The following is a 9,925-nucleotide window of genomic DNA, read 5'->3' on the forward strand; positions in this document are numbered from 1 at the left end:
TTAGTATTCCATGCTTTTAAATTTAGCTTGCAAAATAATTTTCCCGAAGGGAGCGTGGCATAGCCACTTTTTTTATGCAAATTTCTAAGGAAATATTTACAAGTATATCATTTAATGATATACTTGCAAATATAATATATCATTTAATGATATAGTTATAAGAAAGGAGAGAGAAATGCCAAGAAAAGATTCTATATATATAGGAGAATTAACAGATACTTCTTTCTATATTTTGGTGAGTGTAGTTCAAGAAAAACATGGTTATTTAATAATGAAAACAATTGAAGATTTAACCAATGGTGAAGTCAGTATTGGACCAGCATCTCTTTATACTACTTTAAAAAAGCTATTAAAAGCTGGACTTATAGATTTGAAAACAACAGAAGATAATAAAAAAATATATAAAATTACAAAAACTGGACATGAGATGTTAATAAAAGAAATTGAAAGAAAGAAAAAGATGGTTAAGTTTGCTGAACATTTTTTAGCAAATTAAGGAGGGGTTTTTTATGAAATCAAAATATGCTATTTGTGGAGGCTTAGCTTTTTCAGAAGAAAGTGATATGAAGAAACTGAGCCGTTATGCAAAAGAGGGATGGATGCTAGATAAAATAGTTGCAGGAGGATTTTTTTATAAATTAAGAAAAGAGAAGCCTAAAGATATAGTATATAGTTTAGATTATCAAGATGAAGCTACTGAAGAGTATTTTGATATGTTTTTAGAGTCAGGTTGGACAAAAGTTCTTTCTATAGGTGGTAAAATGCATATATTTTCAGCTCAGGAAGGAATAAAACCTATATATAGTGAACGTGAATCTGAATTAGAAAAATATGCTACAATGAGAGATACCTTAAAAAAGGGGAATTTATGTATAATAGATTTAGCACTTGCAATTATTTTTTTATTATTTTCAGTAGAAGATATAATTGATAAAGAATATATTGGAAGTATTATATGGGGAGTAATTGCACTACTTTATATTATATCATCAATACAATGTTATAAAAAATCTAGGAGTTAAATTAATAAAGACCTTAAAACAGAGAAAATTTTGTTTTAAGGTTTTTTGCTAATTACAAAAAAATTGAAAAACAGAATATTTAAAGAAAAGAATATTATCGTAAGTGCATAAATTAAAGGGTTTATGATTAAATAATATTAACTTAAGAAAATTTATTTACATATGAAAATTTAAATTCTATAATTGTGTAAAAGGTTACAAAATATGATTTAACTAACGTTAACTCTTAAGCTATGTAATAAAAATTTAATATATCAATAAGGTAAAAAAGAGGTTAATTAAATCAAAAGAAGAATAGGGGGAAATGCAATGAAATTAAAAAGAATGATTAAAACATTATTTGTATTAGGATTGATATCAGTTTCAGTCTTATGTGTAAGTAATATGAAAGCTTCTGCAGCAGCATGGCCATTATCAGGTGATGTGGGATCACATGATCCAACCTTAGCTAGGGATGGAAATACTTGGTGGTCTCCTAGCACAGGAAAAGGTCTTTCTATGAAATATTCAAATGATGGAAAAGTATGGCATCAAGGCATTCAAGTATTTCCAAAGGAGTTATCTTGGTGGAGAAAATATGCTCCTAAAATGGGAGATAATGATGTTTGGGCACCAGATTTACAATATTATAAGGGAAGATATTGGATGTTCTATTGTGTTTCTGAATTTGGTAAAAACAATTCAGCAATAGGATTAATGTCTTGTACAAGCGTAAATAAAGGAGATTGGCGTGATGATGGTATGGTTATATCATCTAAAGCAGGAAAAGATGCATATAATGCAATAGATCCTAATCTTGTTATAGATAAGGATGGAAAACCTTGGTTGACTTTTGGATCTTGGTTTGATGGGATTCATGTAGTAAGATTAAATCAAACAACTATGAAGCCTACTGGAACTATATCTTCAATTGCAAACAGAAGTGGTGGAATTGAAGGTGCAAGTATGGTTTATAATAATGGATACTATTACTTATTTGCTTCAATAGATAAATGTTGTAGTGGTGTAAATAGTACTTATAAGATTGCTTATGGACGTTCAAAAAGTATAACTGGTCCATTTGTTGATAAAAATGGTGTTGATATGAGAAAGGGAGGTTACTCTCTTTTAGATACAGGAAATGGCAGATGGAAAGGACCAGGAGGAGAATATGTATATAAAAATGGAAACTCATGGGTTATAGCTCGTCATGCTTATGATGCCAATAATAATGGTGCTCCAACACTATTAATCAGTGATTTATATTTTGACTCTAAAAAATGGCCAATTTATTAAAAACTATAAAGACAGACTACTGAAAATTTCGGTGGTCTTTCTTTTGCTATGAAATTTTGTGGAGGAAAATTATGAATAGATTAAAATTTTTAGGACGTGGTTCAGGATATTATGTTGTATAAGGAAATTCTTCAGCATATATAAGGAAGAATAAAACATTAGTACTTTGTATTCATATTGATGGGGAGAGTTTTATTGATGAAGCTAGAAAAAAGGATTTAATATAGTTAATATAGATTAAGGTGGGGAAGTTATGGGAGATAGAATAGATTTGCATACGCATTCTAATATTTCAGATGGATCATGCAATCCAAAAGAATTGATAGAGGTAGCTCTAAAAGAAAATATTAAAGCTATTGCTCTTACAGATCATGATAATATAGGTGGAATAGAGGAAGCATATATAGCAGCAAGAGAAAAAAATATTGATTTTTTAGCTGGAATAGAAATAAGTTCTCTTTATAAAAATGGAAGAATAATTCATATTTTAGGTCTTGGAATAGATTTAAAAAATGAAGAGTTCCTGAGTGCCTATAATGAAATGAAAATGTCTAGAGATAAAGGGGTAAAAGACATAATATCTAAAATAAAAAGTCAGGGGATACACATATCAATAGATGACTTAAGAAAAAAGTCAAAAGGGGAGTACTTAGACAGATATGATATTTATAGATATTTTTTAGAGAATAAATTGTGTAATTCAGCTCAAGAAATTTGGGATAAATACTTAGATCCAATTCCTTATGGAGATAAGGAGTTAATAAAAGCTGAAGGGGCTATTAGAATTATAAAAGAAGCTGGAGGATTATCCTTTTTGGCACATTATAATAAATCTATTGGATTTTCAGGATTAAGTAATGAAGAGATAGAAGAGGAAATTAAGTATTTAATTTCATTAGGACTAGATGGTATAGAGAGATATTATCCTTCCTTTAATAAAGTTGATTATGAATTTTTAGATTATTTAATTGAAAAATATAATTTAATGATTTCTGGGGGCACAGATTATCATGGAAAAAATAGGGCGGAAATAGAGATTGGAAGAGGGAAAAGTAATAATTTATTTATCCCTTATGATGTTTATACTAAAATTAATGGAGTGTGGAATAAAGATTCAGAGGATGAATGTCTAACAGAGATTCAATTTCCAGTGAGAAAAATATAGGAGATTAGAAGTTAAGCTAAAGGATGTAAAGTTAGCTTAACTTTTTTCTTGACATTAAATGTAAAGCAAACTATACTTTTATTATAAGGAAAAAAATTCATGAAATATAATTATATTCAAAAATGTAAAGCCAGCTTAACAAATTGCAAAGGAGGTATTTAATGAAGAATATAATTAAAGACCTAAGAAAAGAAAGAAAATTAACTCAAGAGGATCTTGCTAAAGTATGTGGTGTTACTAGACAAACAATCATTTCATTAGAAAATGGTAAATATAATCCTTCTATATTTCTTGCCCATAAGATAGCGAGTTTATTTGATACAAATATTGAAAAAGTATTTATCTTTGAGGAGGAGTAGAATATGAATTATATGAAAAAAGAATTGTATTTTAGTATTGGATTTTTTATGTTAGGTATTGTGTTCCTAATTTCATCATTTCTTTTTTATAGTAATTATGAAAGTTCACCTTTATCAAGTATAGGAACAACGTTTACTCTAGTTGGCCTAATGATGATAATAATTAATTGGAGAATTATAAAGAATCCAAAAAGATGTAAAGAAGTAGAGACTATGAAAACAGAAGAAAGAACAGTATTTATTAGAGAAAAAACAAATAGTAAGGTTTATAGTATTTTTATTTATGTAGAAGCTGCAGCAATGTTAGTTGCAGCTGTTTTAGGATATAAAGATGTAATAATGTTTTTTGCTGTTATAATGGGATCAAAATTAGTAATTTGGTTTATTGTAGCAAACAAAATTGCAAAAAATAATTAAGAGTAAAATGAGGGTATTTACTATCCTCATTTTTAGTTCACTAGGAAAATAATCAGTATTTTTTCCCTAAAGTACAATATTAACTTGCCCTAAAGTACAATTGTTCAACCCACAAATTACCTGTAATATAAAGCCATAGCCAGTACAAAAAGGCTAGAAATAAAATTTTATATAAAGTAACTATTTAAAGTAAAATATAAATGCTTTTAGATATAGTAAAAATAGAAAAAGGATGTGTTGAAGATGGCAAAAGTATTATTTTTAGGAATTCCAGCATATGGACATTTAAATCCAACATTAGGAATTGTAAGTGAATTAATTAAGCGTGGAGAAGAAGTGGTGTATTTTTGCAACAAAGAATTTAAAGAAAAAATAGAAAATACAGGTGCAGTATTTAGAAGTTATGGTGAATTTGGAGAAAAAATTAGTATACTCGCAAAATCAAAAAAGCCTGATAGTGAGGCTGCTAATAGAGAATTTCTTGAGAATATTTTTGAAACATTTATAGCTCCTTGTGAGGGAACAATTGAGAGTATATTAGAACAAATAAAAGATATTAACTTTGATTATATTGGCTATTCTTCTGTATTTCCATATGGAAGCATTATAGCAAAAATATTAAAAATACCCTCATTCTCATCATTTGCAATATTTGCAACTAAAGAAGAGATGGCATCAGCAAGAAAAGATGGACAATCTAGAGAAAATTCTTCAAATAACCATATGTTATATAAATACAAGGAAATTGCAGATAGAATAAGTGGAAAGTATGACATAGATATGCCAGAATCAATAGTAAATTTATTATTTAATAGAGGAGATATAAATTTGGCATATACATCAAAAGACTTTGTATCAAATGCTGAAGCATATGATGAAACTTTCAAATTTATAGGACCACCTATATATGATAGAAAAGAAGATGTATCAGATTTTCCATATAAAGAGATAGAAGGGAAAAAGGTTATATATATTTCGCTAGGTACTGTATATAATAATGTAGATCTTAACATTTATAAGATATTTTTTGAAGCTTTTAAAGATTTAGATGTAGTAGTTGCTATGACTGCTTATAATATAGATTTATCAGATTTTGATATTCCTAAGAACTTTATTATAAAAAATTATATTTCACAAGGAGAAATTTTAAAATATGCAAAAGCAGCTATAACTCATGCAGGAATGAATACTACAAATGATTTACTATTTAATAAGGTTCCATTTGTTGCAATTCCTTTAGGAGCTGATCAGCCATATATGGCATCAAGAACAGAATCTCTGGGAGCATCAATTACTTTAGAAAAAGACAAGCTTACTCCAGAGATTTTGAGAGAGTCAATAAATAAGGTGTTAACAGAACCAAAATATATAGAAAATATAAAAAGAATAGATGAATCATTTAGAGAATGTGGTGGATATAAGAGAGCTGTTGATGAAATATTGAGATTACAAGAAAGTAGATAGCTCCAAGTAAGAAGAGAATAAATATTCTTAATCATTATATATTTAGTGTATAAAAAGAACCTATAGAATAGTGCATTTTTTGCCTAATTCATAGGTTCTTTTATTTATTTTAGAAAGTTATTATTTGAATTTTTATCTATATTTGAAATGATTTTCTTATATATGTTATTGGTTGAATTTTTTTATGTACAGGAATTAGTCGTTCTTGTAAATTCTTTTTTGATAATGTTTCTACTAATATAGAAATAGCAGAACTTGCTATTTTTTCAGCAGGAATATCAATTGTGGTAATGGATGGTGTTGAATATTTTGTGAAATCAGATCCAATTGTCCCAATTGAAATAATAGACACATCATCTGGAATTTTTATATTAAGTTCATTAAATCTACAAATCATTCCTAAAGAAATTAAATCAGATTCAACAAACACAGTTTTAAATTTATTATCTAAATTTATGTATCTATTAACAGCTTCAATACCACCAGCAAATGAATTAGGTGCTGTAATAATATTTTCTTTATCAACTAAAATGTTATTTTGTTTACATGAATTAAGAAAAGCTCTAATACGTTGACTTGAAGCAACATATGGATTTTCAGCTTCAATTATAGTAACTTCCTTTATTGAATTTTTATGAAGCAAAGAAATTGCTTCTGTTGCCACATCAGTTGAATCAACAGAAACAGTAGAGAATTTATTTGATTTACGATTGATTAGAATAACTGGTATCCTAGGAGATAGTGATTCTAAATAATCTAAATCTATATCAGAAGTTGCACCAATAATTACTCCAGTATATGTATTGTTAATAATCTCTTTAGAATGATTTGATATTTCATCGTTATTGTAAGTTTGAATAACTAGTTCACAATCAAATTGATTTTTTTGCAATTCTATCTGAATTCCTGTAAGTAAAGCTGCTAACATGGTAGTTCTCGTATCAAGAGGCCAATATAAAGCAATAATTGGTTTTGGAGAATCTAAATTTCTTAAGCGTCTTGCACTAACATTAGGTTGATAACCTAATGTTTCAATTGCATCCATTACTTTTTTATATGTAGTTTCTGGAATATTACGTTCTTTAGCCTTTCCATTTATAACAATTGAGATTGTTGATATAGATACTCCTGCTAATTGAGCAACATCTTTCATTGTAGCCATTTTATGGTCTCCTATTCTAATTAATTAAATTCAAAATTCATTATATATTAAAGAGGAGAATAATTCAAAAAAATATATAATTTTGTCAAAAGTTTAACAAGATTATTGACAAGTAAAATGTTATAAGATAAAATCAAATTGTAATTTAGTACAACGTTTTACTAAAACGTTGTACTAAATTATAGTATGTTACATGTTTAGATCTAAAATATATAACAGTTTTAACTTCAAACTTAGTACTAATTAATAATAAAAACAGAAAAGGGGATGGTTTGAAAGTATGAAATATAAAATTTCAGTAATCTCTGGTGATGGGATTGGACCAGAAATTATGATAGAGGCACTAAAGGTTCTAAAAAAAATAGAACAAGTATATGGACATGAATTTGAATTTATAGAATGTTGTGCAGGTGGAGTTTCTATAGATAAATATAGAGAACCTTTAACAGAAGAAAATTTTAATATTTGCAAAAGTAGTGATGCTATATTATTGGGAAACATCGGCGGAAGTAGATGGAAGGATTATCCTATAGAAAAGAGGCCAGAAAGAGTTCTATTTAAACTGAGAGGAGAACTTGGATTTTGTGTAAACATAAGACCTGTGTTTTTAAAAGAAAATTTAAAAGAATTTTCACCATTGAATAGTAATATTTTAGAAAAAGGTATTGATGTAACAGTTATAAGAGATGTCACTGGAGGTGGATTACCATCAGAAAAGTATAGTGGTAAGGGTATCTTTGGTAGGGAAGCGTATGATAAAGAATACTATAATGAAAAGATTGTTTCAGATACTGCAAAATGGGCCTTTGAAACAGCTAGAAAAAGAAATAAAAAGGTGATGAGCTTAGATAAAGCAAATGGGCTTATTAGTTCAGTATTATGGAGAACGGTGATGAAAGAAGTTGCTGAGAATTATTCAGATGTAAAGCTTGAACATATGTTTATAGATGGTGGAGCTATGGATGTTATTAAAAATGCTTCAAATTATGATGTAATAGTTGCACCTAATATTTTTGGAGATATAATTTCTGATGAGCTAAGTGGACTTGTGGGTTCGGTAGAAATATTACCAGCAGCAACTTTGGATATAAATGGAAAAGGTATGTTTGAACCTAACCAATTACATAACACTAATTATGAGATTATTGGGAAAAATATTGCTAATCCTATAGGGCTTATACTATCAACAGCTATGATGTTAAGATATTCATTTAATCTTGAAGAAGAAGCAATGGCAATAGAAAAAGCAGTAGATAAGGCTATTAGCGGTGGACATGCTACTAAAGATATATATGTGGATGGCAAAATACTTGTAGGAACAAGTGAGATGGGGAATGTGATAGCTGATTATATTTAGCATAAATAATTAAAAAAATAAGGAGAGACGAGCTTATGAAAATAACAATGATTGAAAAAATATTAGGTGAAAAAGCTGGTCAAGTTGTAACAATAAAGCCAGATTACTTAGTGATTAATGATGGCATAGGGCATAAATCAGTTGATTTGATAGATAAAAAAAGGGGAATTGCGGACAAAGATAAAGTTATTATTATTATAGATCACGATGTACCAGCAGGAGATTCTGAAGGTGCAGCTATATTTCAAAAATTAGTTAGATTCTCAAAAGAATATGGGATAAAATTCATACAAGCACAAGGTGCAAGTTATGCAGTAATGCTTGATTCATATGCAAAAGCTGGACAAGTTATAGCTTCTTTTGGAGCACATAACTCAATATATGGATCTATTGGAGCTTTAGGTTTGAATTTAGAAGTTAGTACAATGAGAAATCTTCTAATGAGTGGGGAATATGAAGTGAAAGTCCCTGAAACTATTGCAATAGAGTTAAAAGGAAAATTATCAAAAGGGATATCCCCAATAGATTTATTTATCACTTTTCTTGGAAATACTTCAGGAGTAAATTTTGAAGGAAAAGTAATTGAATTTATTGGTGAAGGATTAAAGAATTTAAATAATCACGAAAAGACAGTTCTTTGTAGTATGGCAACAAGAACAGGTGCTTTTACAGCACTTGTTAATGAAAATCTAGGAGGTAATTATGAAAAAAATATTTCTTTAGAATTAGGAGAAATTGAAGCTGTTGTAGCTATGCCAACAGAAAAAAAACAATATGAATCAGAATTTAAGTTCAAAAAAGTTAGCGAATTAGAATCAATTAGTCTAAATGCCGGATTTATAGGTGGATATACAGGAGGATATATAGAGGATCTTCGTTTAGCAGCAAAGGTTATGAAAGGAAAAAGAATAGCTTTAGGTTTTAGGTTAAATATAAGTCCTGTTTCAAGTAAAGTTTATCTTCAAGCCATGGAAGAAGGATTATTAGAGATTTTTATAGATTTTGGAGCACAAATTCTTCCACCTAGTGATCGTAATATTATATTACAGGGAGCTGGAGTAATAGGTTCAGAAGAGAAAATGATAACTACAGGAAGTTACAATTTTGAAGGATGTTTAGGATCTAAAAATTCTGAGGTTTATATTGCATCAACAGAATTTGTAGTAGCAGCAGCACTAACCAAAACATTTTCGAAACTATAAATATTGATAATAAATATATATTATTCATGTGGAGGGAAAAATAATGGACAAAATATTTAGAGGAAGAGTATGGAAGATGCCTGATGATGTAGATACAGATACAATAATTCCAGGACGTAGAGGTACAATTCCAACACTAGAAGAAATGGGCAAATATGCTTTTGAACTTTTAAGACCAGAATTTGCTTCAGAATCAAAACCTGGAGATATTATAATTGGTGGTAAAAATTTTGGGTGTGGATCTTCAAGAGAACAAGCTCCAGCAGTTATTGGAGTTAATGGTGTGAAAATTGTTATAGCAAAGTCATTTGCACGTATTTTCTTTAGAAACGGATTTAATAAAGGATTACTTCTTATTGAATGTGATGGTGTTCAGGAATCATGTAATGATGGAGATATTATTGAAGTTGAAGTAAATAAATGTGTAACTATAATAGTGCATTTTAACTTGAATAATTTTACAGTTGAATAGAAAAACAGATTCTTAGGCTATCTTTAATAA

The 9,925-nt window shown here is 28.6% G+C and carries 11 protein-coding genes; 10 read left to right on the top strand and 1 reads right to left on the bottom strand.

The window, feature by feature from the left end; translation table 11 throughout:
• The first annotated feature begins 175 nt into the window (after window positions 1–175).
• The 7 genes from NNC19_RS22775 to NNC19_RS22805 all read left to right on the top strand — a co-directional run bounded on the left by NNC19_RS22775 (window position 176) and on the right by NNC19_RS22805 (window position 5,702).
• Entirely contained in the window at window positions 176–496 is a 321-nt protein-coding gene (locus NNC19_RS22775) for a helix-turn-helix transcriptional regulator (protein ID WP_310940996.1), read from the top strand.
• Window positions 497–509: 13 nt separating this feature from the next.
• On the top strand, window positions 510–1,022 hold the full coding sequence (locus NNC19_RS22780; protein ID WP_310940997.1) for a DUF2812 domain-containing protein: 513 nt from the start codon (window positions 510–512) through the stop codon (window positions 1,020–1,022).
• A gap of 309 nt (window positions 1,023–1,331) precedes the next feature.
• On the top strand, window positions 1,332–2,297 hold the full coding sequence (locus NNC19_RS22785) for a glycoside hydrolase family 43 protein (RefSeq protein ID WP_310940998.1): 966 nt from the start codon (window positions 1,332–1,334) through the stop codon (window positions 2,295–2,297).
• A 253-nt stretch (window positions 2,298–2,550) separates the two neighbouring features.
• Window positions 2,551–3,462 (top strand): PHP domain-containing protein, encoded by a 912-nt coding sequence (locus NNC19_RS22790; RefSeq protein WP_310940999.1) that lies wholly within the window; start codon window positions 2,551–2,553, stop codon window positions 3,460–3,462.
• Window positions 3,463–3,623: 161 nt separating this feature from the next.
• Window positions 3,624–3,821 carry a helix-turn-helix transcriptional regulator gene (locus NNC19_RS22795; protein ID WP_310941000.1) on the top strand — a complete coding sequence of 66 codons (198 nt, stop codon included), beginning with the start codon at window positions 3,624–3,626 and terminating at the stop codon, window positions 3,819–3,821.
• A 3-nt stretch (window positions 3,822–3,824) separates the two neighbouring features.
• Window positions 3,825–4,238, top strand: coding sequence for a hypothetical protein (locus NNC19_RS22800; RefSeq protein WP_310941001.1), 414 nt, complete (start codon window positions 3,825–3,827; stop codon window positions 4,236–4,238).
• A gap of 243 nt (window positions 4,239–4,481) precedes the next feature.
• Window positions 4,482–5,702 carry a macrolide family glycosyltransferase gene (locus tag NNC19_RS22805; protein WP_310941002.1) on the top strand — a complete coding sequence of 407 codons (1,221 nt, stop codon included), beginning with the start codon at window positions 4,482–4,484 and terminating at the stop codon, window positions 5,700–5,702.
• A 136-nt stretch (window positions 5,703–5,838) separates the two neighbouring features.
• Here the strand turns inward: NNC19_RS22805 and NNC19_RS22810 are convergent, their stop codons facing one another.
• On the bottom strand, window positions 5,839–6,864 hold the full coding sequence (locus NNC19_RS22810) for a LacI family DNA-binding transcriptional regulator (RefSeq protein WP_310941003.1): 1,026 nt from the start codon (window positions 6,862–6,864) through the stop codon (window positions 5,839–5,841).
• Between the two features lie 280 nt (window positions 6,865–7,144).
• Here NNC19_RS22810 and leuB point away from each other — a divergent pair, with 280 nt between their 5' ends.
• From leuB to NNC19_RS22825, 3 genes are read left to right on the top strand one after another with little or no spacing between them, the layout of a single operon-like run.
• The gene (gene leuB / locus NNC19_RS22815; protein ID WP_310941004.1) at window positions 7,145–8,221 is read left to right on the top strand and encodes a 3-isopropylmalate dehydrogenase; all 1,077 of its coding nucleotides are present in this window, start codon (window positions 7,145–7,147) and stop codon (window positions 8,219–8,221) included.
• A 35-nt stretch (window positions 8,222–8,256) separates the two neighbouring features.
• On the top strand, window positions 8,257–9,423 hold the full coding sequence (locus NNC19_RS22820; protein WP_310941005.1) for an aconitase family protein: 1,167 nt from the start codon (window positions 8,257–8,259) through the stop codon (window positions 9,421–9,423).
• Window positions 9,424–9,466: 43 nt separating this feature from the next.
• Window positions 9,467–9,895 (top strand): 3-isopropylmalate dehydratase, encoded by a 429-nt coding sequence (locus NNC19_RS22825; protein WP_310941006.1) that lies wholly within the window; start codon window positions 9,467–9,469, stop codon window positions 9,893–9,895.
• Window positions 9,896–9,925: the final 30 nt, after the last annotated feature.

Source organism: Clostridium sp. SHJSY1 (genome assembly GCF_031626875.1).
Lineage (GTDB): Bacteria > Bacillota > Clostridia > Clostridiales > Clostridiaceae > Clostridium.